This is a genomic window from Mesorhizobium sp. M5C.F.Ca.ET.164.01.1.1, from assembly GCF_004792125.1.
Taxonomy (GTDB): domain Bacteria; phylum Pseudomonadota; class Alphaproteobacteria; order Rhizobiales; family Rhizobiaceae; genus Mesorhizobium; species Mesorhizobium wenxiniae.
The window spans coordinates 1-446 of record NZ_SRTG01000107.1; the positions used below are offsets into that span (position 1 = coordinate 1).

General features: G+C 60.8%; 1 pseudogene. It reads left to right on the forward strand.

The annotated features are described in order from the left end of the window. Window positions 1–285: pseudogene (locus EN807_RS32640) on the forward strand (MFS transporter); the annotation flags it as partial. Window positions 286–446: the final 161 nt, after the last annotated feature.

A 446-nucleotide genomic window follows, 5' to 3' on the forward strand; every position in this document is an offset into this window, starting at 1 on the left:
AAGCTGCTTGCCCACGCCGTCACGCTGGTCAGGCCCGGCGGCCGCATCGTCTTTTCCAACTGCTCGCTCGACCCGATCGAAGGCGAGGAACTTTACCGCACCTTCCTTGCCGAAAGCCCAGGGGTGATCGACGACCCGATCCGCCCCCGCGAGTTCGCCGACGTCGATCCGTTCCTTACATCTGCGGGCACTTTGCGCACCACGCCGGCCGACCTGGCGCTGGAATCGCCCGGGATTTCCGGTCTGGACGGCTTCTTCGCCGCGCGGATGAGACCGGTCGGTTAGCGCGTTATCTCGTAAAACGCCCTGACTTTTTAGGGACGGCACCAGCAAAGCGGCATGAAGTGCTTCACTCCGGCGATTTCCGCCTTCGCATAAGTTCTTGAATCGCATAAGCTTGTGCTTGGGTTATGGGGAAATCAGGAGGGCTATTGGCACTTGTTGCC